General features: G+C 53.5%; 25 protein-coding genes. 2 read left to right on the plus strand and 23 right to left on the minus strand.

The window, feature by feature from the left end:
- Window positions 1-591, minus strand: coding sequence for a lytic transglycosylase domain-containing protein (locus MCACP_RS09160; protein WP_406676484.1), 591 nt, complete (start codon window positions 589-591; stop codon window positions 1-3).
- A gap of 159 nt (window positions 592-750) precedes the next feature.
- On the opposite strand from MCACP_RS09160, the gene MCACP_RS09165 reads away from it, so the two are divergent.
- Window positions 751-996 carry an FmdB family zinc ribbon protein gene (locus MCACP_RS09165; RefSeq protein ID WP_406676485.1) on the plus strand — a complete coding sequence of 82 codons (246 nt, stop codon included), beginning with the start codon at window positions 751-753 and terminating at the stop codon, window positions 994-996.
- 31 nt (window positions 997-1,027) lie between these two features.
- Window positions 1,028-2,107, plus strand: a complete 1,080-nt coding sequence (locus MCACP_RS09170) for a DVU0298 family protein (RefSeq protein WP_406676486.1) — start codon at window positions 1,028-1,030, stop codon at window positions 2,105-2,107.
- Here MCACP_RS09170 and MCACP_RS09175 read toward each other — a convergent pair.
- The 22 genes from MCACP_RS09175 to MCACP_RS09280 all read right to left on the minus strand — a co-directional run bounded on the left by MCACP_RS09175 (window position 2,075) and on the right by MCACP_RS09280 (window position 23,057).
- Complete coding sequence (locus MCACP_RS09175) at window positions 2,075-2,740, minus strand: tetratricopeptide repeat protein (protein WP_406676487.1); 666 nt, start codon at window positions 2,738-2,740, stop codon at window positions 2,075-2,077. The genes MCACP_RS09170 and MCACP_RS09175 overlap by 33 nt on opposite strands.
- Window positions 2,741-2,850: 110 nt before the next feature.
- On the minus strand, window positions 2,851-3,081 hold the full coding sequence (locus tag MCACP_RS09180) for a dissimilatory sulfite reductase D family protein (protein WP_406678723.1): 231 nt from the start codon (window positions 3,079-3,081) through the stop codon (window positions 2,851-2,853).
- Window positions 3,082-3,115: 34 nt separating this feature from the next.
- Window positions 3,116-4,303, minus strand: coding sequence for a dissimilatory-type sulfite reductase subunit beta (gene dsrB / locus MCACP_RS09185; RefSeq protein ID WP_406676488.1), 1,188 nt, complete (start codon window positions 4,301-4,303; stop codon window positions 3,116-3,118).
- Window positions 4,304-4,318: 15 nt separating this feature from the next.
- The gene (gene dsrA, locus MCACP_RS09190; RefSeq protein ID WP_406676489.1) at window positions 4,319-5,737 is read right to left on the minus strand and encodes a dissimilatory-type sulfite reductase subunit alpha; all 1,419 of its coding nucleotides are present in this window, start codon (window positions 5,735-5,737) and stop codon (window positions 4,319-4,321) included.
- A gap of 531 nt (window positions 5,738-6,268) precedes the next feature.
- Window positions 6,269-7,309, minus strand: coding sequence for a selenide, water dikinase SelD (gene selD, locus MCACP_RS09195; protein WP_406678724.1), 1,041 nt, complete (start codon window positions 7,307-7,309; stop codon window positions 6,269-6,271).
- Between the two features lie 175 nt (window positions 7,310-7,484).
- On the minus strand, window positions 7,485-7,721 hold the full coding sequence (locus MCACP_RS09200) for a sulfurtransferase TusA family protein (protein WP_406676490.1): 237 nt from the start codon (window positions 7,719-7,721) through the stop codon (window positions 7,485-7,487).
- Window positions 7,721-8,623, minus strand: coding sequence for a helix-turn-helix domain-containing protein (locus tag MCACP_RS09205; protein WP_406676491.1), 903 nt, complete (start codon window positions 8,621-8,623; stop codon window positions 7,721-7,723). The genes MCACP_RS09200 and MCACP_RS09205 overlap by 1 nt, the downstream gene beginning before the upstream one ends.
- A gap of 46 nt (window positions 8,624-8,669) precedes the next feature.
- Window positions 8,670-10,025 (minus strand): cobyrinate a,c-diamide synthase, encoded by a 1,356-nt coding sequence (locus MCACP_RS09210; RefSeq protein WP_406676492.1) that lies wholly within the window; start codon window positions 10,023-10,025, stop codon window positions 8,670-8,672.
- A gap of 17 nt (window positions 10,026-10,042) precedes the next feature.
- On the minus strand, window positions 10,043-11,116 hold the full coding sequence (locus tag MCACP_RS09215) for a hypothetical protein (protein ID WP_406676493.1): 1,074 nt from the start codon (window positions 11,114-11,116) through the stop codon (window positions 10,043-10,045).
- 25 nt (window positions 11,117-11,141) lie between these two features.
- The gene (locus MCACP_RS09220) at window positions 11,142-12,266 is read right to left on the minus strand and encodes a hypothetical protein (protein ID WP_406676494.1); all 1,125 of its coding nucleotides are present in this window, start codon (window positions 12,264-12,266) and stop codon (window positions 11,142-11,144) included.
- Between the two features lie 2 nt (window positions 12,267-12,268).
- Complete coding sequence (locus MCACP_RS09225; protein WP_406676495.1) at window positions 12,269-12,523, minus strand: TusE/DsrC/DsvC family sulfur relay protein; 255 nt, start codon at window positions 12,521-12,523, stop codon at window positions 12,269-12,271.
- Window positions 12,524-12,593: 70 nt separating this feature from the next.
- Window positions 12,594-12,911, minus strand: a complete 318-nt coding sequence (locus MCACP_RS09230; protein WP_406676496.1) for a TusE/DsrC/DsvC family sulfur relay protein — start codon at window positions 12,909-12,911, stop codon at window positions 12,594-12,596.
- Window positions 12,912-13,004: 93 nt separating this feature from the next.
- Complete coding sequence (locus MCACP_RS09235) at window positions 13,005-14,381, minus strand: (Fe-S)-binding protein (RefSeq protein ID WP_406676497.1); 1,377 nt, start codon at window positions 14,379-14,381, stop codon at window positions 13,005-13,007.
- Entirely contained in the window at window positions 14,381-15,043 is a 663-nt protein-coding gene (locus tag MCACP_RS09240) for a respiratory nitrate reductase subunit gamma (protein WP_406676498.1), read from the minus strand. The genes MCACP_RS09235 and MCACP_RS09240 overlap by 1 nt, the downstream gene beginning before the upstream one ends.
- Window positions 15,044-15,211: 168 nt before the next feature.
- On the minus strand, window positions 15,212-16,036 hold the full coding sequence (locus MCACP_RS09245; RefSeq protein WP_406676499.1) for a hypothetical protein: 825 nt from the start codon (window positions 16,034-16,036) through the stop codon (window positions 15,212-15,214).
- Between the two features lie 320 nt (window positions 16,037-16,356).
- Window positions 16,357-17,682 carry a YeiH family protein gene (locus tag MCACP_RS09250; protein WP_406676500.1) on the minus strand — a complete coding sequence of 442 codons (1,326 nt, stop codon included), beginning with the start codon at window positions 17,680-17,682 and terminating at the stop codon, window positions 16,357-16,359.
- Window positions 17,683-18,150: 468 nt separating this feature from the next.
- Window positions 18,151-18,801 carry a redox-sensing transcriptional repressor Rex gene (locus MCACP_RS09255; protein ID WP_406676501.1) on the minus strand — a complete coding sequence of 217 codons (651 nt, stop codon included), beginning with the start codon at window positions 18,799-18,801 and terminating at the stop codon, window positions 18,151-18,153.
- A 48-nt stretch (window positions 18,802-18,849) separates the two neighbouring features.
- Window positions 18,850-19,899, minus strand: a complete 1,050-nt coding sequence (mltG, locus tag MCACP_RS09260; protein ID WP_406676502.1) for an endolytic transglycosylase MltG — start codon at window positions 19,897-19,899, stop codon at window positions 18,850-18,852.
- Between the two features lie 38 nt (window positions 19,900-19,937).
- Window positions 19,938-21,272: a VanW family protein gene (locus MCACP_RS09265; RefSeq protein ID WP_406676503.1), complete on the minus strand. Its 1,335-nt coding sequence runs from the start codon at window positions 21,270-21,272 to the stop codon at window positions 19,938-19,940.
- A 110-nt stretch (window positions 21,273-21,382) separates the two neighbouring features.
- Entirely contained in the window at window positions 21,383-21,655 is a 273-nt protein-coding gene (locus tag MCACP_RS09270; protein ID WP_406676504.1) for a DUF1292 domain-containing protein, read from the minus strand.
- Window positions 21,656-21,685: 30 nt separating this feature from the next.
- A complete protein-coding gene (gene ruvX / locus MCACP_RS09275) occupies window positions 21,686-22,108 on the minus strand; it encodes a Holliday junction resolvase RuvX (RefSeq protein ID WP_406676505.1) in 423 nt (140 codons plus the stop codon).
- A gap of 1 nt (window position 22,109) precedes the next feature.
- Complete coding sequence (locus MCACP_RS09280; protein ID WP_406676506.1) at window positions 22,110-23,057, minus strand: aldo/keto reductase; 948 nt, start codon at window positions 23,055-23,057, stop codon at window positions 22,110-22,112.
- Window positions 23,058-23,067 lie beyond the last annotated feature (10 nt).

Here is a 23,067-nt window from a genome sequence, read left to right on the forward strand (position 1 = left end):
TCAGGCCAGGCCTTCAAACCTGCGGGCGGCGGCCAGCACCTTCTGGATATAGGCCTGCGTTTCCCGGTAAGGAGGAACGCCGCCGTAACGTTTAACTGCGCCGGGTCCGGCGTTGTAGGCTGCCAGGGCAAGGGTAAGATCTCCCTGGAAGCGGTCCAGCAGCTGCCTTAAGTACCTGGCGCCGCCATCCAGGTTGGCTTCCGGATTGAATGGATCTGTCACCCCCAGGGCCCTGGCCGTCGCCGGCATGAGCTGCATGAGCCCCATGGCTCCGGCTGCTGATACCGCCCGGGGATTAAAGCCGGACTCCACCGCCACTACCCCCTGGAGCAGGGCTGCCGGCAGGTTGTACCTGGCCGCCACCCGGCTGATGAGGTCCTTAAAGCCAGACGCTGGCGAGCTGCGCTCCCCATGACGAGAGTTATGGGGGGGTACCCCTACTGCCTGGGATTGTCCCTCTTCCAGTTGTGCCAGGAGCATCAGATAAAAAAGGAGGTTGAAGCTATCCTTAAGGCTCCCGGTATTACCTGCCGCCGTGGCCTGCATTTTCGCCCAGGCTCCAATCAGCGGCGCTATGGTACTGATATCCATACCTGTCTCCTTTCTACCCGGCACCTGCACCCATTATATCATAATCGCCGGCAAGCAGGGATAGTTTATCCTGAAGATGCCGGTTGTTGACGTTAATCTCCGGCATTGTTACAATAAACAAAACGAACCTAAAAAAGAGTTATTTTTGGAGGAAAAAGAATGCCTATCTACGAATTTCGTTGCCTGGCGTGCGGGAAACTCTTTGAAAAGCATTTTGCCAGCATGCACGAAAAGGTCGAACTTCAATGTCCGGAATGCCGTTCCCAGTCCCTGGAGAGGGTAATCAGCCGGGTTAATTTTATCACCCGTTCGGGAAAGGGTGAGCAAAAACCAAAGCTCACAACCAAATCCTGCAGCCCCGGCAGCAACTGTATGACCCTGGATCTTCCGGGACCTGAAGATTAAGAGCAGGGAAAACGAGGAGAGGGTAACTTAAATGAAGAGGAAGCTTGCCCTCAATCCGGCCTGCCCCTTTTGCGGGTTGCCCGTTGCCAGGCCTAAAGAGCAGGTTACCCACCGGCCGAACGAAATGCCAGTAGGGTCATGTTCCTGCGGCGCGGTCTATGCCTGCGATGTAACCGGCCACAATCTGGGAGCGGCTTTCATAGAAGCCCTGGTCTTCAGCTGTAACATGGACTGGGATCTGGCTTGGGGCCTGCTTCCGGAAGAAGATTACCTGGAAAAAGTGGTTGAGAACTACGACTATGAAACGCATTTAATCGTTCCCGACGGGTTTTATGAGGGCAGAAGAATCTCCGGCACCCTCTATTTCATTAAACTGCACCCGGACATCCTCGAGTTTACCCTTCAAGGTGTGCAAAAAAAATTGGCGCGGGCCGCCGCCATTTCCTCTAAAGCATCTATGGCACCCCGGGGCGAAAAGAAGTTCACTAAAAAGGAAATCGAAGCCCTGGTAAAGGAATATCAGGTGGAAACCCTGTCAAATATAGCCAGGTCTGACTGCCGCCTCATCAGGGACCTGCAGCGGCTTCTCTATAGCAGCGATGAGTTGCTGCGCTTGCGGGCCGCCGATATTTTGGGTAAAGTTGCTGCCATTATTGCAGAGAAGAAGCCGCAAACCATTGCCAGGCTGCTGCAGCAATTATTAACCTCTGTCACAGATCCCGGTGCTTCAGGCTGGGGGGCCATCGACGCCGCCGGCGCCATTATCGCCAGCGTCCCCGAAACCTTTGCTGGATACATTCCAGTCTTGTACCAGTTGCTGGCGGACACAACCCTCCGGCCCCGGGCCCTGCGGGCCATCAGCAGTATTGCCCGGGTGAAACCCGATCTCATCCGCCCGGCCAGCTTGCGCTTTCTCCAGTTTCTCCAGGACCCGGATCCTGAAACCCGCGGCTATACGGCCTGGCTCCTCGGCAACTTAGGCGCGGCAGCAGCCAGGGATATGCTGGAGGGCCTCCTTGAGGACGGGCAACCGGTAACTTTTTACGAGAGCGGTACCTTGCAAAAAAAGACCGTGGGTCTACTGGCGTCTGAAGCCCTGGCCAGAATGTGATCCGCCCTCACCTTTACGATAGGGTTGCAGTTTTTTGAGAAATTCCGGGTGAACCTCAAACCCGAGTTCAAGGGCCCGGTCAACGTGTTCAATGGCCCTGGCAAAATCCCCGTTTAAATAATAGGCATAGGCGAGATTATTATGCCCCAGGGCAAAATCCGGAGCAATTTCCAGCAACTTGTGGCAGGTGGCGATGGCCTTGTCTATGTCACCCTGCTGGAGATAACAATTGGCCAGGTTATTCCATGCCTGGACGATCCTGGGGTTCAACTCAATGGCCTTCTCCAGGGCAGCAATGGCCTCCTCAGTCCTGCCCATCTGGGAATAAGCAAACCCCAGGTTGGCATAACCCCGCGCATACCGCGGCTCGATGGCGATGGCCCTTGCGTTGGCTTCGACTACTTTTTCCATCTCTCCTTTTTGCCAGTAGATGTAGCCCAGGTTTACATAAGCCTCAAACATGCGGCCGCTGCTGGCAATAGCTTCTTCAAAGGCTGCAATTGCCTCATCCCATTTCCCCTGCTGCATGTAGAAAACCCCCAGGTTGTAGAGAGCTGTGGCGCAACCGGGGTTTTCCGCCAGTATTCGCTTTTGCCCGGCTATAAAGGCCTCAAAGTCTTGTGCTTCCGGCATACCTTTCGCCCTTCCTGTAATGGTTAATATAAGGAGAGGCTGCTATTTGATCGCTGGCAGCCTCTCCTTGCTGAGGGACTCCGTTTAAGCGTGTGGTTTAAAGTCCCTTCCTACTGATCTTCAGTTATGCCCCTTCCCTTTAAACCATACATGGTGGTGCTACCGGTTGAGAAGTAGATCAATTTTTCTTCGTTAACCAGCTCCGTAGCGGCCTTTTTAATGTCCCTCATTTTGGCGTCCGGGATCTTGGCCTGGACGGCCTTTTCCAGGTCCTTGAAATAAAACTTGCTCTTCTTACTGGTCTCGGCATATTCGAGGATGGCCTTTTTAATCTCCTCCATCATTGCTCATAACCCCCCTTTTCACCAGGCAAGTCTATGCGTCAATACCTCCTGCCGCCCTGGATACCTCCCAGGCCGCCCGGGTATATTTAAACTGGGTGCTGGTCCGGTAAGTATCGTAAGCCAGGCGATAATCGTCAATCAGGTGCTCGGTAAAGGGCAGATCGCACTTCTCAAAGAACTTCTCCCAGCCGATCCTTTCCGCCCAGTCGCCGATACGCTCATATTTTCTGGCTTCAGCGGCATAAACTTCAATGATCTTCTTGACGGTGGCCACCACTTCCGGGAAGCGAGGGAAATTGTTGGGCAACCAGGGTACGATTACTTTGGAGAACTTGGGTTCGCTGATACGGTTGGATATCTTGCCGCCGGCCAGGACGGCTACCCCATCACCAAGCTTATCGGCAATGGGCAGAGCGGGGCACATGGTATAGCAGTTGCCGCAGAACATGCAGCGTTCTTCTTTAATCTTAATCGTTTTCCTCCCGTCTTCCGTTTTTCCAGGCGACAGGGCTCCCACGGGACAGGCGGCTATGGCCAGGGGGATTTCGCAGATCGAGTCGATATTATCGTCCACAATGGGCGGTTTGCGGTGGACACCCAGCAAGGCGATATCCGAACAGTGCACGGCCCCGCACATGTTCAAGCAGCAGGCCACGGATATCCTGACGTGGGCCGGCAGGGTCATGCCGGTAAAGTAGTCCATGAGCTCGTCCATGATGGCCTTGACCATGGAGGAAGCGTCGGTAGCCGGAGTATGGCAGTGAATATAGCCCTGGGTATGGACAATATTGGTCACCCCTGCACCTGTACCACCGATGGGGTATTTGTAACTCCCCGTGATATATTTCCGGCTTAAGAGGTCCTTTTTCAAAGCCTCTACCTTTTCATAGCTGGTGACCATGAATTCGATGTTATTGCGGGTGGTGAAACGGACATAACCGTCACAATATTTATCGGCAATATCGCAGATCTCACGGATATTTTCTGCCGTCATAAACCGGGCGCCGCCGCATCTTACGGTAAAAACCTTGTCTCCGGTTTCGGAAACATGGACCATTATGCCCGGCTCTAAGATGTCATGGTAAAGCCATTTGCCATAATTCTTTTGAATGACCGGAGGGAAAAACTCCCAGAAATGCCGGGGGCCAATATCGGTAATCCTGTTTTCCGTCGGTTTCTCCGGATTGTATTTACCAAGGCGCTCTTGAGATAAGGCCATGTCGACAACCTCCTTTTATCGTTTATGCCGCAGCCGGTAATCTTTGATATCGCGCTTCCATCCGCCGGGCACGTCTTCTTCCTTCCAGAATATATACGGGTTGGTACGCGGCATTTTAACCATCTGCGGAGCAGCCGGGACGCCGATAACCTCCAGGAACCTGGGCAGCCCTTTACGCTGGATCAGTTCGCCCAGGCGCTCGCGGTTCTTGCCTTCTTCAATCCACCAGTCCCAGACCTTCTCAAGCAGCTCTTTAATGCTGTCATAGGGCGGCTCGGCTTTCATAAAAGGTACGGTCAATACCGCCAGCTGGGCGCCCTCCAGGATCGGCGCCTTGGCCCCAAAGAGGACGCTGACGCCCGTGTCGACGCCGGGCCTTAAAGCCCTGGGCATGACATTGATGCAGTGCATGCAGCGGTTGCATTCCTGGTTATTGATTACCAGCTTGCCCTCCTCCATGGCCATACAGCCGGTCGGGCAGAGGTCAATAACTTCCTTCTGGATATCGAACTTACCCCAGTCGCGACCGCTGTGGGCGCCGCCATTGGGCTGAATTTCACCCCTGATATAAGCCTGGACTGCTTCCTGGTCGATGCGGATGTCGTCCCGCCAGGTACCAATCAAGGCCATGTCAGAACGGGCGATGGAAGCCACACAGCCGTTTGGACAGCCATCAATCTTAATCTTGAATTTATAAGGGAAGGCCGGACGGTGCAGCTCATCCTGGTAATGGGTGGTCAACTCATAGCACAAATCCTGGGTATCGATGCAGGCGAATTCGCAGCGGGCCTTGCCGATACAGCAGGAAGGCGTGCGCAGGTTCGAGCCCGAGCCGCCGAGATCCTGGTCCAGTTCATGGGTCAGGTCATAAAAGAGGGGCTCTAACTGTTCGGTGGTGGTGCCCAGTAAGATGATATCCCCAGTGGACCCGTGCATGTTGAATATGCCGCTGCCCCGGAACTCCCAGAGATCGGCAAGAGCCCGCAGGAAGTCAGTTTTGTAAAACTTGCTGGCCGGCTGGTTGACGCGCAGGGTGTGGAAATGGGCGACGGAAGGATATTTTTCGGGAACATCGGAGTAGCGCCCGATAACGCCGCCGCCATAACCAAAGACGCCGACAATGCCGCCGTGTTTCCAGTGGGTTTCCCCGTCGGCAAAAGATAATTCCAATTGACCAAGCAAGTCGTCCACTACGTCCTGGTCAATCATCATACGGTCTTTAGGTAGTTTCTTGCGGCGCAGGGCCTCCCGTTTGGCGTCGGCGACAAAGCTGGGCCAAGGCCCCTTCTCCAGCTCTTCTAACATAGGAATGTCATGTTTGATTTTGAAATCCTTAAGCTCTTCTTCCGAGTAGTTATGCAGCTCTTCGTCCGTATAAATGCGTAACTCTTCATACTTCAGTTCTTTTTGCGGCCGTTTGGGTTTAAAATCCATTAACGGTACCCCCTTTATTGGTTTGTTGCCATCCTCGCCCGCCGCGGAAGCCGGCTTTAAGTAGGAACAATACTAATTGGCTGGGATCTAACTTCGCCTCCTTCCTGGCAATGCATTCGATAGAACTCGAGGGGGCAAAGTGTTAATTATATCGTTAGCGTTCCCCCGCCGGGACTGCAAAGAATAGTTAACACTATCACTTCCGAGCGTTTTTACAATCGTCGCATGGATACTCCTCCTGCCGTAGCTTTGCCCCTTTCTTCACAAAAGTACTAAACTCCTCTGTAGCTGAAGGAACTGCTTTTGCTATTTATAAATTTAGTTCGCTATTTCTCTTAAAATTCCTGCTGCCGGCCGAATTTTTTTCTTCATTCCTAACCAGAAGCAAAAACGGCAGGCTAAAAGCCTGCCGCCAGGTATTAACACGCTATAACTCTCGCAAGTTTGGTTAGTTCGGCTTTACCCTGGACCCACACGGTGATGACTACTTTCCTATTTATCGCCAGGGATGGGGTTCCCATAACGTGCAGATTATGTCAAGACCGTTATCTGGCCCGGCCCGGCTTCCACTTCCCCGACAATCCTGGCCGCCGTGACGCCGCGCTCCATTAAAGCCGCCATCAGGTCCCCCGCCTTATCTGCAGCTACGGCAATTAACAATCCACCGGATGTCTGGGGATCGTAGAGAATGTCCTGAAGTGCTTCCGGTACGCCGGGGGCTATCCTTACATCCTTTTCAACATAATGGCGGTTATTATAGGCACCGCCAGGCACCAGTCCCATCGCGGCAAATTCCCTGGCCCGCGGTAAAACCGGGATGGCATGAGCATGTAAAACCAGGTTAACACCGCTACCCCGGGCCATTTCCAGGCCATGTCCCAGGAGGCCAAAACCGGTAATATCGGTGCAGGCGTGGACCCCGACAGCCACCATGGCCGCCGCAGCTTCCCGGTTCAGGGTGGCCATCCAGCGGCTGACCTCTTGCTCCACTTCCGGCGTAGCCATTTCCGCTTTAATGGCGGTAGTAATAATTCCCGTACCCAGGGGCTTGGTGAGAATTAGTTTATCCCCCGGCCGGGCACCACAGTTGGTAACTATCCTGTCAGGGTGGACAACGCCGGTTACAGCCAGCCCGTACTTGGGTTCCTCATCGTCAATGCTGTGGCCGCCTACCAGGACGGCCCCGGCCTCCAACACCTTGTCGGCCCCGCCCCGCAGGATCTCCCCCAGGACGGCAATATCCACCTTTTTGCTGGGGAAGGCTACGATATTCATGGCCGTAAGGGGTGTACCGCCCATGGCATAGACGTCGCTCAGAGCATTGGCCGCAGCTATCTGGCCGTAGAGATAAGGGTCGTCGACAATGGGCGTAAAAAAGTCAATGGTCTGGATAATGGCAAGGTCGCCCGTTAAGCGGTAAACGCCGGCGTCGTCGACGCTATTCATTCCCACCAGGAGGTTGGGATCATCCATCACTGGCAGGTACTGCAGTACTTGATTCAGGGTCCCCGGACCCATCTTGGCCGCTCACCCGGAACTGCAGGAAAGCTGGGTCAACTTGGGATTTTCTATCCTGGGGCTCAACCCGCAAGCGTTGTCAGCTTGTCCCATTATTTCGCCCTCCTTTCTTCTCTTATTTTACCAGCTTTCAGACGTGCCATGTATGACAAAAAGGCATAATAAAAAGGCCCTTATGGGCGCAGTACGGTGATAATATTCAAGATTAGGGGGAAAGCAAAGTGGACACCTATACTCCGGAACCTTTTTTACGGATCAGGTAGGAGTAATAATCGTCCCTTATTTCTTTCCTGACAATGGTATGACCGGCCTGCTGGCACCAGGCCGGTATATCGAATTCTGAGGCCAGGTCATCTACCCATACTTCCAGCATATCCCCTGGTTTAAGTTTTTGCATCTTTCTGGCCGTGGCCATCAACGGGCCGGTACAGTTCATACCCCGGCAATCAAGTACTTTCCGGGCCACTAAACCTCTTCCTCCCGTGAATTGCCCTGCAGGAGCCTGATGAGGTTAAGCACAAGGTTGCGCTCTTCCTCTGTACTGCGGCTCACAAAACGACGTATTTCTTGATACTGGTCTTCGGTAGCCGCACTTAAAGGGCGCCGGTTTTCGTTCAATGAATGCAGGAAAGCGAGGAGACCCCGGATCTCCATTTCGCCCCAGTCGGCCAGGGCGCGGACAACTTCCTGGAGAACCGGGCGCCGCAGGGCCTCCCGGATGTCAGCCGGCAGGCGATAACCCAGGTATAAATCTTCCTCGTCTTCTTCCATGAGGAAGTAGCAGGTTGATACTCCCAGGGCTTCGGCCAGGCTGCTTAAAGTTGCCAGGGAAGGCTGGATGCGGTCCGTTTCGATCTGGCCGATAAGGCTGTGGGAAATGCCTACCTGCTGGGCCAGTTCCTTCTGGGTCAGGCCCATCTTTTCCCGCAGGCGCTTTAATTTATTACCCAGGGTATCTTCCTGGCTTGAACGTAAAAGGGAGCTGGGCGAAACCTCCAGGACGGCAGCCAGTTTCTCTAAAGTTTTTAAGGAAGCCGTCGAACGCGAGCGCTCGATTTCGCTGATATGGGCCAGGGAGACGCCGGAACGGCGGCTTAATTCGCTTAAGGTTATCCCCTTCTGCTCTCGCAGGCGCCGTAACCTGGCCCCCACGGTATTTTTATCCTTATTCCCATTTTCCTCTGTAAAGTAACTAATATCAACCCCGAAAATACCGGCTACTTCTGCCAGGGTGGCCATGGAGAGACGCCTGGTCCCCTTTTCTACCTCGGCCATACAGTCCGGGGCAATATCCAACCGGTCGGCCAGCTCTTCCAGGGATATGCCCCGCTCTTCCCTTAACTTCTTTAACCTTTCCCCTATCGTCATCCAAATGCCCCTCCTTATTTCCCTCGCAATGCTTCCGCTTCGTTTTTTACCTGCTACCTGATGCCAAGCCTACCAGATTGGCGGCCCACTCAGGGTGGGTGGGAGCATAGAGATGGTTGTATCCGGCCAGAACCTTGTTATAAAGGATGCCGTCCACCCGGCCGTCAATACCAAAGCCGCGCCGAACCCGGTAAAGAAAACCCACGGCCTGGCGGTCCAAATTTATTACCCGGGAATGATGAAACTCATGACCTTTAATGAAGGTGCCCCGGTCAAAGAAGGGACTTTCTCCTTCCACCAGCATGTTTGTATAGCCGTGTCCCTGGGGCCGGGAGGACATGGTAACATCAAAGGGTAATGCGCCGCTCATTTCATACCAGCGTCCCTGGTAATTAAGGCGCCTGGCCAGGTACATCAGCCCGCCACACTCAGCATACACGGGCATACCTTCACCTATGGCCCTTTTTACTGCCTGGCGCAGAGATACGTTGGCCTCCAGCCGGGCGGCAAAAATTTCGGGAAAGCCGCCCCCTATATACAGCCCGTCAATGGCCGGGAGCTTTTCATCCTCCAGGCTATTCACAGGCACCACTTCCGCGCCGGCCTGCTCCAGGGCTTCCAGGTTTTCCGGATAATAAAAGGTAAAGGCGCGATCGTGAAAAATACCCAGGCGTACCCGCGGTAAAGGCGGCCGCTGCCGCTCCGGGCCGGGAGGTAGGTCCGGAACCTGGCTGGCAATGGCCAGCAGGGTGTCCAGGTCAACGTTCGCAGCTATGGCCGCCCCTGTGGCGGCCAGGGCGGCATGGATGCTTTCGTTTTCTGCGGCCGGGATCAGCCCCAGGTGGCGGTCAGGTATAACAAAATCCCTTTTTTTAGACAGGGCTCCCAGTACGGGTAAGCCGGTATAGTGTTCAATGGAACGCCGCAACATGTCTTCATGGCGGGGGCGGGCTACCTGGTTTAAAATAACACCCGCTATTTTTACCCGGGGATCAAAATTTTGAAAACCCTGCACCATGGCTGCCGCACTCCTGGTCATGCGGGCGGCATCTATAACTAAAACAACCGGGCATTTAAGGGTATGGGCAATGGCCGCCGTGCTGTTGCTCCCTTCCAGGTCCAGGCCGTCGAAGAGCCCCATGGCCCCTTCTATTAAACCCAGATCGGCACCCCGGCAGCTGGCGCTGAAATGCTGCTCCAGCTTTTCCGGCGGGAGAAAATATAAATCCAGGTTGCGGCAGGGACGGCCGGCGGCCAGGGTCAGCCAGCTGGGGTCGATGAAATCCGGCCCTTTTTTAAAGGGCTGCACCACCAGCCCCCTTTGCCGCAAAGCAACAATTAACCCCAGGGTAATGGTTGTTTTGCCCGACCGCCCGTGGGGCGCGGCTATTACCAGGCGCACGCCTCCCTTCCCTCCCCCTAATAGCGAAAATGCAGGTCGCGGCGGAAATTTGTTTGGGGGAACCGTTTGTCTCCCAGTTCCTCGACTGCATCGGCGCCTATGGTTGCTAAAAAACTGCTCCAACCTATACGTTCGATAAACCCGGCCAGCCTTTCGCCCGGTTTCCCTGCCCTGCGCCAGTAGTTGATGATGTTCTCAAGGCGGTCAATAATGGCCTTATATTCCAGGGGCCGGGCCGGTATCCGGGAAAAGACGACAGCCGCCATTTCGGGCCCTTTGTAGCTATTGCCGCCGTGACCTCCTACGGCAATGGCCGCGTAGCTTCTTTTCTTCAAGCTAATACCTTCAGGGGCCACCTGGACACAGGAAGTGCAACGCACGCAACGATCAGCATCAATGGTTACCAAAGTCCCCTTTTCAGCTTGCCGGGCCCGGATGGCTCCCGTGGGACACCAGGATACCAGAAGGCCAATGTCGATATTGGCGGCCAGGAAGCGGGCCGCATCAACTTCGGGTACGGACTCATACAGGCCTAAAATACCAATATCGGCTTCCACGCCGCCGCCGCACTGGTTGGGACAACCACCAATAGAAATCTTTAAAGGAGCCGGCAGTTCTTGTTGTAAAAAGTCCCGGTAAAAGTAATCAGTTATCGCCTTGGCAATACTGGGGGCATCAACGGCGGCATTCTGGCAGTGGACAAAGGAGGTACAGCATTTTACCTGGTGCAGGGACTTGCCCGTACCTCCTGCCGGAAAACCGGCGGCCTGCAATTCGGCCAGGAATTTTTCTAGTTTTTCGGGCCTGACACCTACAAACTCAAATCCCTGGCGGCTCGTCCGGCGGCCGGTTAAAGCATACTCCCGGATCCAGCGTGCCAGCTGCCGCAAGGTGGTAGCGCTTAAGAGACCGTTGGGGGGCAACAGGATGCGTACGGTTAACAGTGTGCTGCCATCTGCCGCCAGGTGACGGATAACGCCTGGTTGTACCAGTTCATGCCATACCCAGCTGCCCTGGCGGGCCAGCAACCCGGCGGGTATTTCCCGGCGGTAGTCGGGCATAATACCGGCCGGCAGATCCGATGCGTTCACCCCGTCAGCCTCCTTTAGATACGGTTTAAAATCCATTTCTTTTGGGACTTAAAAGGATCTGGGGCTCAGCCTTCAGGCCCAGTTCCTTGATAACCCAAAGGGGACCAACACGGGAGATAAAGTCGCCCACCCGTTCTTTTTTCCTGGCATTATCGGCCCAGAGTTCCAGGAAGGCACCAAAGAGATCGCCAATGGGTGTATAATCGTCATCCTTGATAGGGATAAAGGGCACCAGGACATAACCAACCATAGGACCCTGGGGACCCCGGTGGCCATACTTACCCCCTGCCACCCAGGCCACACCCCGCTCCCGGCCGGGGCGGATGGCCGGGCAGAGGTTGATGCAGACCATACAGTGGCAGCATTTGTCCGGGTCTATAGCCAGGGTAAAGCCCGTCCATCTCAGGGCTCCCGCCGGGCAGGCCGAAAGTAGGCCCGGCAAGTCACCGCCGGCTTCCTGCCAGGCGGCCAGGACTTCGCTGTTTATTTGCGGCAAATCGCGGTATACGCCAATAAAGGAGTGGTCCTTTTGCATCATGGCCCGGATGCAGTCATTGGGGCAACCGGCTACACCACTTTTCACCTTCTGAGGGTAACCAGGATATTGCTGTTCATCAATGAAACGCTGTCCCAGGTAGGTAGCCAGGGCCGGGGCATCAACCAGGGCCATATCACACCTGGCCGGACCGCAGCAGGCTGTTAAGCAGCGCAGGTCATTGCCAGTGGAACCGATATCCAGGCCGGCGGCGTTCAATTCCCTGACCATGGGAACCATTTGTTCCCGTGTAGTATATATTTCAATGGTGCCGCCGCTGGTGAGGTGGATGAGGCCTTTACCGTAGGTTTCCGCACAAGCAGCTAGTTTTTCCAGGGTCGCCGCCGATAGCCACCCTCCTGCCGGCTGCAGGATGCGCAGGTATGCCGATTCCTCAATTATCTCCGGCCGGCAGCTGTTACGTACCCCTATACCGGAAGGTAATTCCGGTATGTTAATATACCCGCCATGACCGTAGGCAGTCTCCCCTGTGGCAAGACCGTGTTCATACATGGCCAGGGGGTAGCGACTATTCCTTAGTTCCCGGACATGGCTGGGCGAACGCCCGTCTAAAAGCTTGCGGCAAAAGGGAAATTCCTGGCTGACCTCGGGCAAACTTAACACTCCTTTGGCATGGGCAGGCCGGTAATCTGGCTGATTTCGCCAATGGGATTTCCCGGGAAAAGTTTATAAATCTGTTTTTTTTCCAGGCCGCTCAGTTTAATAAGGTTGCGCAAGGTACAGATGGTCCGGTGCTGGTCATAGTACTCATAGCTAATAGCGATCAATTTCCAATGGTCTTCATTTAAAATAATGCCCCTCTCCCTGGCCCGGGCAGCAATTTCTCTTTTTTTATCCTCTGGCGGCAACACCTTCTACCATCCTCCCCGAATTGATATAAAGGCCAGCACTGGCGCGCTGGCCTCCTCTGTCATCCTTGCTTTACACGCAACCGGTCGGCTTGGGCAAACCGGCAATCTTACAGGCCCCTTTGGCCGGTCCGCTGGGGAAAAGATCGTAAATCTCTTTCAGGCTGAAACCTGTTTCTTTGCAAAGCTTGCGGATCATGGGGGCAATGCCAAACTGCTGGTAATACTGGCGCAGGTAGTTAACTACCTTCCAGTGGTTCTCAGTCAGTTCGGTTACCCCTTCGGTTTCAGCCAGGGCTTTGGCTACGGCCTCATTCCACTTGCTGGGGTCGGCAATGAAACCGTCCTCATCAACTTCAATTGCGATGCCACCAACATTAATTGCTGGCATGGCCAACACCTCCTGCTAGATTTTATTATACCTGTACCTTTATATTTAGGCTACAGGCTAATAACACCATGATTGTAAAAAATACTGCAGCTTTTAACGCACCAGGGCGTTGGCGACCAGTTCGCTCACGCCGGCGAAGCGTACCGGCAGTTGATAGTAATTGATGATCTCGCGGAACTGGCCCTTGCAGTTGGAACAGGCCAGGGCAATGATGCTGGCCCCCGAAGCCTTTAGCTGCTCGGCCTTGAGCTTGCCGTAGGTTTCCATACGGAATTTGCGGAAATCACCCTTTTCCATGATAGCAAAACCGCTGCCGCCGCCGCAGCAAATACTCATTTCCCTGTTGGGCGTCAGTTCGCGAAAATCCGTGCAGCACGCTTTAAGGATCCGCCGCGGCTCTTCATACATGCCACCCAGGCGGCCCAGCTTACACGAATCATGGTAGGCAACGGGTTCCAAGTTTTTATCCGGGTCTACCTTGATCCGCCCTTCCCGGATCCATTCATCTTCCAGCTCCAGGATGCTCTTGACCTCAAAGGGCCTTTCCTTCGGAGGAATGAGCCTTAACATTAAATACTTCAGCGCTTCAAAGGCATGGCCGCACTCGCCCACCACCAGAGTCTTAACGCCCAGTTTCTTTGCTGTTTCTACATGGGCTTTAACAATTGTAGTAAACTCTACATCGCTATAGAATACTCCATAATTAACCGCATCGTTAACACCTGTCGCGGGAGAATTTAAGGTCCAGTCAACGCCGGCGGCATCCATAACCTCAGCCGCACCCATAACCGTCTCGGCAAAGGCCAGGTAGTCACCGGCATTATGCATGAGGAGGTATTCGGCGCCCTCTTTATCAACGGGTATTTTAACTTTATAACCCTTTGTATCCTCAATTTCTTCCTCAAGAAATTCAATCATATCCAAAAAGGCGTTGGCCGGGGTACCGGTGGCGTTACCGAACTTTACCTGTTTTTGGGTCCCGTTTTTCTTGAGCTCGTCAGGAGCAATATCAATAGCGTCAAAGATCTTCCTGGCCTCCCGGGCAATGACGCCGTTATCAATGGCTACCGGGCAGACGTAGGCACAGCGCCGGCAAATGGTGCAGCGGTAAACGTTTTCGGCCATGGCATTGAGCTTTTCTTCCGTCAGGTCCTCCGCCCCTACTAAGCCGGGAAAAAGCCTGCCAGGCAGGGTAAAGTAACGCTTGTAGACCTTGCGCAGCATATCGGAACGGTAAACTGGATGGTAGATATCTTTCTTTCCACTGGCCAGATAAACCGGGCAGACCTCGGCGCAGGTGCCGCACTTCATGCAGGTATCCAGGGATAAAGTATAGGGCAACCAGAAGGTCCAGTTATCCCTTTGCTGGAGGGATTTCTTCATGGCCTGCAGGAATTTCTCTACCCGCGGCTCGTCGGGTTTCAGAGTTTCATCGGAAAGTACCCGGTAGTCGTCAAAAACTTTACGCATTATTCCACTTCACCCCACTTCACCTTATGATAGGTAAAATACTTGACGGCAAAGTGTGCCATACGGGTAAAAGGAATGTAGATCATGAAAAGCCACAACAATAATAGAAAGACCAGGTAGCTTCCCGGCAAAGGTAAGTGGGGTTTGAAAGCGAATAAGCTGATAAAATAACTCCTGAAAGCCAAATCACTGAGAGCACCACTGGCCAGGGCAGCAAGGGCTAACAGAAAAATAAAAAGCAGGTTCAGGTATTCCACCGGCGTTGAAATCTGGCGCAGTCCGGGAACAAATAAACGGAATAAAAACAACAGGCAGGAACCGGTCAGGGCCAATACACCGCCTGCCGTACCAAGATAGATGGCGACCGGCGCCCCCACCAGCAGGAAAAAGAGCCAGAAGACGACTGCGTAAATACCCCAGTGCATCACCAGGGAAGGAAACCATAATCTGCGGTTATGGTGAAAAAGGCTGCGGAGGGTGAAAACCTCGCTCAAAAGCTCGCTTAGTTGACCCCCGAGGGTTTGTGGGTAGGGAAAGAGTTCCCAGTGCAGGTTTACCGGAGCTTTAAGCCAGCAGGTCACTTTATAGCCCAGGCCCAAAACCAGGGTAGCGACAGCTATATACGGTAAAACGCCACCGATGAATGATTGCCAGAAATTCATAAACTGCCCCCCTTCAAAAGCTTGTCATGCCCGGTATGTATACGTTCACGCAAGTGCAACTCTGATATTTATAAAATTTATTTCGCTGTCGAGGGCAGTTTTCCTGCTGCCAGCAAAATTTTTTTGCTATATTTAAAAGCCGTTTTAGATAACCTTGATTAGCCCAAATCAACCTGCCTGGCTAATTTCAAAACGCACCTCGTTCGGCATACCTGCTGCCGTAGTATACTGAAGCCATAAAACCATTTTTTCTACCGTTGCTGGCAGGGGTTCAAAAGAAAGATTGAGGATTTCCGTCCCGTTTTCCTTTAGATTAACGGTTTGAACCTCATCTTTTTGTACCAGGTTGTAGTTAGCCCCTCCTTCATCTACCAGCACGGCATCATTTAAAGTAATTACTGTTTGCCGGTGGGCACTGACCTCCAGGGAAATCTGCCATTGGACGGACTGGTCGATGATGACCTGCTTCAGCTTAAAAGTTGTACCATCACCTGCCGTACCACTACCCTGGTAACTCTTCTTTCCCGGACTCATAGCCATAACCGGCCTAATTTCCCGTACCTCTCCGGTTTTCTCGATCCTTGCCTCCTCATAAGTAATACCTGGATTAGCCGGACTATTCCCCAAGAAATCCTCAATCACTAGCAAACTTACAGGTGTAGCGTCTTTGGAAAATTCCGGGAATATCAAAACAAGATCACGATATCCCCCGGCCAATACGGTTTGCCTGGCCCTGATATCATTGGGCAGATCGACAAATGTATCATGGATCTCCACCGCATTGGGAAGGCTAACGGAATTATAAAGATACTTTTTACCAGTATTATCGGTTAACTGAAAGGTCTTCCCCCAACCCTTGCGGAGACTAAAATCCATACTTTCATGCAAGCGGACAATTAAATAGAGCGCACCTTCCCGGCGGCCAAAGCCCCTAACCTCATATTTCGAAGACCCGCTGGAACGAGTAAGCTCCAGGGTCATGGCAGGAAACAAAACCTTCTTTCCATCGGACAGGAGCCCGCTACTGCCACTGTCGGCCTCTGTAGGTGTAACTACCAGGTTAGGCCTATTTTTCGGGTCACTGGGAGCTAGACCCTGGGGCCTGTCTGTAGCCCACCAAAAAACAATAAAGTCACCAATAATGATTAAACATAGTAAAAGTTCTATGAGCCCTATCCGTTTTGACGGCCGCACCTTGTCGTTAATTCTATGCTTGTTCTCAGCCATATTATGTATCACCCTGATTGAGAAAAAGTAGTAAGCATTAAGAAGCCCTGGCCAGCCTGCGGTCAGCCAGGGCTTCGTTCTTCCACCTACATTGCCTTGGGGAACAAAATACCGCCAAAGGCAAGCCAGGCCAGGAACAGAGTTAATACCACATTAAACAACTGTCCCACAATATATTGGATGACCGACTTACCGCCTTTGACCTGTTTCAACAAATCACGGAAGTTAGCCTCCAGGCCAATACAGACGAAGGCCATGGCGAAGAGCCAACCCCTTAAGCCACTGGTTATTTTTACTATCTTATCCACATTGGCCGCACCCATGCTGGGTACGAGAATAAAAGAGAACAGCAGCGAAGCGGCCACGAAGCCAAGGACAAACTTGGGGAACCGGATCCAGATTTCCTTGGCGCTGGCGCCCTGGCCGGCTTCTGCCCCGCCCATCTTTGTCGCCCAGATAAGGGCCACGAAGAAGGCGACGACGCCAATCAAAACGTTTTGGACCATCTTCACAACGGAGGCAACTTCCAGACCCCTCTGACCAAGGAAGGCTCCCGCAGCGACCACCGCGCCGGTGGCGTCAATGGTGCCGCCAATCCAGGCTGCACCCACGTCAGGGTCCATATTAATGCTCATAATGAAAAGAGGCATAACGACTAGCATGATTACTGTGAAAATAAGGGAAATGGTGATAGCCACACTCACTTCTTCTTTTTCAGCGTCACAGGCGGCGCCGGTGGCAATGGCCGCCGATACACCACAGACTGAAGCCGCCGCGCTCATGGTCATAGCTAGTTCCGGCTTTAACTTCAAGATCTTGACCCCAAACCAGTAAGTAAAAATTAGTACTATAGGGCAGCCAATCCAGGCAACGAGCAAACCCGGTGCACCCAGGGCTACAATCCGGTTAAAGAGAATTTCACATCCCAGCAGCACCAGGCCGGTCTTGATAAACATTTCGGTCTTAACTGCCGGTTTTACCCAATCAGGGGTTCTTATAAGGTTACTGATAATCAGTCCTACGATCAAACCCCAGAGGGGAACCTCCAGGTTGTATGATTTGGCGATATTATGTGAGGCCAGGATTTGAGCAATAATCGCCAGGATAAAAACAACGACAAATCCTGCCAGGTATCGGCCAAGGTTTTCGCCCATCGCCGTGACCCCAATAGCGGTTAGAATCCCAAGCCCTACCATCATCACTAAAAGTTGGGGCCAAATATTAGCAGGTAAAGCCTGACTCAAGCTGGTCCATTTCGCAATGCCGGGTACCTTGGTGATAAACCCGTTGACGGCAAGGAAAATTAAAATGAAACCGAACCAGATAGCCCACCAGTCTTCCAGTTTCCACAAGGGCGACCAATTAATTCCCCTCTTTTCCGGCAGGCTGTTGCCTACGACGGGTTGTGCCATTGGATACCACCCTCCCATTTTTGGGTCTTTGCCGACCCGTCTTTTAATGCATGCCTATCTAAGATGAGCACTTTGTTACACTCGCCACAATCCTTGCCACAAAATGTCGCTATCACCTCCTAAAAATCCCAACTTCCAGACTAAAATTATGAACCCGTCTGCCAGGAAATAAAACCACCTCCTCCCAATTAAACAACTACACTCTTACTAAATATAATAAAAGGAAATAATCAACCTTGCTATAACTATTATATTTAAAAGTTTGACCAGAAAATACTTGCGAACACAGTTAGCATTAACATAATAGCCAATTTAGCCTTGCACTAACATTCCCAAATCGTTAGATATTATTAAATAATATTTCGCCATCATTAAGCATTTTCCTGCTGTCAGGAAGAAATTATTGGGTAAAAATAAAAATAAACGGCACCTTTAAATCCAGGTGCCAGTAATAACGATCGTCACGTGCTATTCCCCCCAGGTGATATTACCGTCGTTACTGAGGTAATAGGCCAGTCGCTGGAGTTCCAGGTTGTAATCGGCGTTATAGACCAGGACATCCTGCGGAACGCTTAAAGTAATGGGAGCGTAGCTCAAGATGCCTTTAATACCGCTTTTGACCAGCTCATAAGCCACCTTCTGGGCTTCTTCCGCCGGCACGGCCAGCATGGCAATTTTAACATCTTTCTCTTTCACAAAAGCGGACATTTCCTCCATGGGTCTGACCCGTTGTCCTCCAACCATAAGGCCGATTTTCTCCTGGTCCCGGTCAAAGACGCCCACCAGATGAAAATGCCGGCCATATTTCTGGTTGTGCTCAGCCAGGGCCATTCCCAGTTTACCAGCCCCGACCAGGATAAAGGGCCACTCCCTGTCCAGGCCGAGGATACGGGCAATTGCCTCTTTCAGGTAGGTTACGTTATAACCCACGCCGCGTTTACCCAGCTCGCCAAACCAGGCCAGGTCTTTCCGGATCACCGAAGGGTCGACTCCCACCCTGACCCCCAGTACCTGGGAAGAAATTTCTTCTATCCCGTGCTCTTCAATTAAATTGAGGCAACGGTAATAAATGGGTAAGCGGTCGATAGTTGACCGGGGTATTTTAATCCGAAAAGGCATTTTTACCTCCCTCGCTTATATTCAACTAGGGTTGATGATAGCATTTAATTACCTGGCCTGGTAGCGGGCTACTGCCTGGTTGTGTTCGGCCAGGGTACGACTAAAATAATGGGAACCGTCCGGTTTAGCCACAAAGTATAGATAATCTGTTTTAGCCGGTTTTAAGGCCGCAAGGAGCGAGGCCCGGCCCGGATTGGCAATGGGTCCTGGGGGCAGGCCATTGACCCGGTAGGTATTATAAGGGGAATCGATCTCCAGGTCCCGGTAAGTGAGGACGGGCTTGGGCTCAGGTAATAGATATTGTACCGTGGGATCAGCTTCCAGGCGCATACCCCGTTTGAGGCGGTTAACATATACTCCGGCAATGATAGCCCGCTCGGCATCAACCCTGGCTTCCCTTTCTACGATGGAAGCCAAAGTAACAATCTGCCTGGTATTTAAGTCCAGGGCCGGGTCTTTCTCCCGGCTGATTTCCTGGTAAACCTCGTTAAAGCGTTTGAGCATCATCAGCACTATCTCCTCGGGCGGCGTCCCCCTGGCCACCCGGTAGGTGTCGGGAAACAAAAAACCCTGGACGTGTTCCGGGCTGGAAGGCATGTCCGGCAAAAAATCAAAGGGATAATCCCGGGCTGCAGCCTGCAGGAAATCCTCTTTCCGGGCCAAGCCTTTCTGCTGCAGCAAGGCGGCTATTTCCCGTACCGTATATCCTTCGGGAACTGTAAATTCAATCTCCTGGACATTGCCCGCAGCCAGCAGGCGGAGGACTTCCGGCAGGGAAAGGCCGGGGGAGATTAAATAGTAGCCTGGCTTTAGCTGCTTGTCCAGGCCTGTAGCCATGGTCGCCAGCCGGAAAGCCAGGGGACTCTTGATTATCCCCTGGCGGGTAAGAGTGCTGGCAATAGCGGCCGAACTTGATCCCGGCGCAATATATACCTCTTTGGCCGGGGCGCCGGGCTGCACCGGGGCCAGCATGGTCAGGAAAAAATACCCGCTCCCGCCCAGGACCAGAATAATTAGTGCCAGGAAAAAAATTAACCGGCGGCGCCAGGACTGCCAGAAAGCTCGATTATAGCTTGTTTCCAGCTCTTCCCCCATCATTAACCTGTTTTCTCTCCATAACTATTTTTTTCATTATATCAAGATCCGGAGGAATGCACAACAGTTTCCCCAGGCTGTCCGCGGCGGATGACCCGTGGTAACGGTGGGTATAAATCCTGGGAGACAACCTCTTGCCGCCCTTCTTTACCCTGCTGGTGGATAATCCTGATAACCCTGGTCCGGAAACCCGGTTTTCCTTCCTGTTTAACTTCCACCTTCCCGGGGGGCCAGAGGGGTACTACTTCCACTTCTTCCGGTGGCGGGATCTTTTCAATTACCTGGCTCACTATCTCAGCGGCGGGGGCCTCCCCGGCGGCATAAAAGGTCATTGTCAGTTTATCACTAGCCACCCGGGCCTTCAACCAGTACCAGAAAGGAGTATCATTGCGGATTTTAAGATCAATCAGGCCATAGACGACGGTGGCATCCCGCCCCGGCGGCACATAACCTACGGCCAGACCATGAGGCTGGCGCTCGACGATAGTTAACCCGGCAGCCAGGGCGGCATTATAAAGGGTTGATGACACCTGGCATACACCGCCGCCAATGCCGGGTACAAAGTTGCGATCTTCAATGACCAGGGCTTCCCGGTAGCCACGTTCTGCGGTCCGTGGCCCCACTGCCAGGTTAAAGGAGAACTCTCCCCCCGGCGGCAACCAGGTATTATCCAGAGTGCTGGACGCCAGCCGGATATTGTGGGTACGGCCTGTATCAGCTGGATTAAAAACGGTGGTAAAAGACCCGGTCGCTTTTTCAATTTTCCGGGCCGCCAATGCAGCTGTAGTCAGCTGTGGTTCAAGACGGTTCAAGGGGATGTCGATCACCTCTCCCCGGGATTGCACTTCCAGGCGCCTCATGAAGGTCCCGGTATCCACCTGCCAGCCGGCCTGCGCGGGTATTAAGTAAGGTTTACCGTTACTATCTATTTCCAGGCGCGCATCTACCGGCTCTTTCAAGATATCACTGCCCAGGCGTTTTAATTCCGCCTGGAGGCGCTGCTGTTCCCACTGATATACCGGCTCCAGCCGGCGCCGGTTTAATGCGAAAACAGACAGGCGTTGCTTTAAATTGCCGGTCCGGCCCAGGGCCCAGGCCCGGGATAAAGTAGCCTCAATATCAATATTCATCCCCAGGTTTCGGGGAGTAGTCGTTATCAACCTGTCGCCCAGGCGCAATTTAATTTCCCGGTCCAGGATTTCCGTAGCCAGTTCCATTATCTTTAACCTGGCAGCAGCCGGCGGCAGCCCTCCGATTGGCCAACCGGCAATGGTTACGCCCGGGAAAATGCGGCCGGAAAAATATATTCCCATTACGGCCAGGCTGGCCGCTCCCAGCAGAAAAATTAAAAATGCTGCCAGTTTCCACCTGACCATGGGCCCACTTCCCGTAAACATTTTTAAAACATAATATGCCCCCTGTGGGCCGGAGATACAAAGTAAATTTAAGGCAAAGCCCGCCAGTTTTCCTGGCGGGCTTTTTAGCTTCAATCTTCCTCTCCTTCATCCAGGGCGTCTGCCCAGACCTCAGCCACGCGCTGCCATTCGTCTTCATCCTCAATCTCATAAAGGACCTCGTTGCCATCTTCATCCACACCGATCTTCAGCACAATGGCTTCAGCAGCTTCGGTATCGCCGGTTTCCACTGGTAACAGGATGGCATACTCGTCATCTTCGACATTGAGGATATCTACGACTACAAACTCATGCTCCTGCCCTTCATCATCTGTCAGGACGATGGTGTTTTCCTGGTCGGCCATGTCCTCACTCCTTTTTCCAGGATAGGCCTATCATACCCCATTTTGCCCCCGCCGGTCAAGGTATCCCTGCAAAATTATACTGGCCGCTACCTGGTCGACAACGGCCCGCCGGCGGCGGCGGGATAGGTCGGCTTCCAGGAGGATTTTATCAGCCGCTACAGTGGAGAGGCGCTCGTCATAGAGGTGCACCGGCAGGCCCAGTTCAGCCTTTAACCTGGCGGCAAAGGCGCGGGCCTCCGCCGCCCGGGGCCCGCAGGTACCGTTCATATTGCGGGGAAGCCCAACCACCACTTCTTCGACACCATACCGGTCAACTAACTGCTTCAGAGCTTCCACATCGGCAGCCCTGTTTTTCCGGCGAATGGTGGTCACGCCCTGGGCTGTCCAGCCTAAAGGGTCGCTAACGGCCACGCCAATGGTTTTGCTGCCGACATCCAGTCCCATAATGCGCAATTCAAATCACCTTAAGGCAAAAATCGCGGCAGGCGCCGGCGCAATAACCGCAGAGGATGCACCGCCCGGGATCGACTACCACCCGCCCGCCGGCCAGTTCCAGGGCTCCCTGGGGGCATCGTTTAACGCACGAACCGCAACCACGGCACCAGTCTTCAACCAGGAGCCGGCGTTTCCTTACCTGAAGCCGTGCCAGCAGTTCCGCCGCCGGCTCCTGGCCGCTAAACCAGGCGACATTCACCTCTACCTCCTCCAGGGATTGCATGCCAACGGCTACGGCATCAATGACCGGCGTGGCCAGAACAAACTCCAGGGCCTGTCGCGCTTGTGTTCCCAGGTGCCCGCCCCCCAGGGCCTTCATGGCATAGATCCCCTTGCCGTTACTGTGGGCCAGGGTAATGGCGGCCAGCATCTCTTCCCTGCTGCCGTCTAGTATCCCCAGCCCCGCCTGATTGTAAAGGGGATGGATAATATCGATTTCCGGCATCACGGCTGCCGCCCGCACCGCTGCTACAGCATGGGAGGATATACCCACGGCCCGTACCAAGCCGCGCGCTTTGGCTTCCAGGAGGTATTCCAGGGCCGGCCGGTGGCCGGCCAGGGTCAGGGCCGTTTCCTGCTCGTGGAGCAAAAAGATATCAATAACATCCCGGTCCAGCTCGCGCCGGGCCTCCTCCAGGCTCCGGGCCATACCTTCTGCCGTATAGTCATAGGATTTGGTGGCCACGACTACCGGTTCCTGCCAGCCCTGCAGGGCGGCCCGGATATGGGGATACGTGGCATAACACTGGGCCGTATCAATAAAGTTGACACCCAGCTCCAGGGCACGGCGGAGGAGGCTGGCCCCGGCAGCAATACTCAGGCCCGCCTGGAGCGGGCCTATGGTCAAGGAACCAAAACACAGGCGGGATACCCTGATCCCGCTGGCTCCCAGGGTGGTGTAAAACATGGGGCTAACT

This window comes from Neomoorella carbonis (assembly GCF_045278715.1).
Lineage (GTDB): Bacteria > Bacillota > DSM-521 > Neomoorellales > Neomoorellaceae > Neomoorella > Neomoorella carbonis.

Excerpts from the sequence above, each read along its gene's own strand:
- MCACP_RS09165 (WP_406676485.1), top strand. The coding sequence starts at position 751 with ATGCCTATCTACGAATTTCGTTGCCTGGCGTGCGGGAAACTCTTTGAA.
- MCACP_RS09160 (WP_406676484.1), bottom strand. The coding sequence starts at position 591 with ATGGATATCAGTACCATAGCGCCGCTGATTGGAGCCTGGGCGAAAATG.
- MCACP_RS09280 (WP_406676506.1), bottom strand. The coding sequence starts at position 23,057 with ATGTTTTACACCACCCTGGGAGCCAGCGGGATCAGGGTATCCCGCCTG.
- MCACP_RS09180 (WP_406678723.1), bottom strand. The coding sequence starts at position 3,081 with ATGGAGGAGATTAAAAAGGCCATCCTCGAATATGCCGAGACCAGTAAG.
- MCACP_RS09270 (WP_406676504.1), bottom strand. The coding sequence starts at position 21,655 with ATGGCCGACCAGGAAAACACCATCGTCCTGACAGATGATGAAGGGCAG.
- MCACP_RS09250 (WP_406676500.1), bottom strand. The coding sequence starts at position 17,682 with ATGGCACAACCCGTCGTAGGCAACAGCCTGCCGGAAAAGAGGGGAATT.
- MCACP_RS09235 (WP_406676497.1), bottom strand. The coding sequence starts at position 14,381 with ATGCGTAAAGTTTTTGACGACTACCGGGTACTTTCCGATGAAACTCTG.
- MCACP_RS09205 (WP_406676491.1), bottom strand. The coding sequence starts at position 8,623 with ATGACGATAGGGGAAAGGTTAAAGAAGTTAAGGGAAGAGCGGGGCATA.
- MCACP_RS09265 (WP_406676503.1), bottom strand. The coding sequence starts at position 21,272 with ATGGTCAGGTGGAAACTGGCAGCATTTTTAATTTTTCTGCTGGGAGCG.
- MCACP_RS09175 (WP_406676487.1), bottom strand. The coding sequence starts at position 2,740 with ATGCCGGAAGCACAAGACTTTGAGGCCTTTATAGCCGGGCAAAAGCGA.
- dsrB (WP_406676488.1), bottom strand. The coding sequence starts at position 4,303 with ATGGCCTTATCTCAAGAGCGCCTTGGTAAATACAATCCGGAGAAACCG.
- mltG (WP_406676502.1), bottom strand. The coding sequence starts at position 19,899 with ATGATGGGGGAAGAGCTGGAAACAAGCTATAATCGAGCTTTCTGGCAG.
- MCACP_RS09170 (WP_406676486.1), top strand. The coding sequence starts at position 1,028 with ATGAAGAGGAAGCTTGCCCTCAATCCGGCCTGCCCCTTTTGCGGGTTG.
- MCACP_RS09255 (WP_406676501.1), bottom strand. The coding sequence starts at position 18,801 with ATGCCTTTTCGGATTAAAATACCCCGGTCAACTATCGACCGCTTACCC.
- MCACP_RS09240 (WP_406676498.1), bottom strand. The coding sequence starts at position 15,043 with ATGAATTTCTGGCAATCATTCATCGGTGGCGTTTTACCGTATATAGCT.
- MCACP_RS09230 (WP_406676496.1), bottom strand. The coding sequence starts at position 12,911 with ATGCCAGCAATTAATGTTGGTGGCATCGCAATTGAAGTTGATGAGGAC.
- dsrA (WP_406676489.1), bottom strand. The coding sequence starts at position 5,737 with ATGGATTTTAAACCCAAACGGCCGCAAAAAGAACTGAAGTATGAAGAG.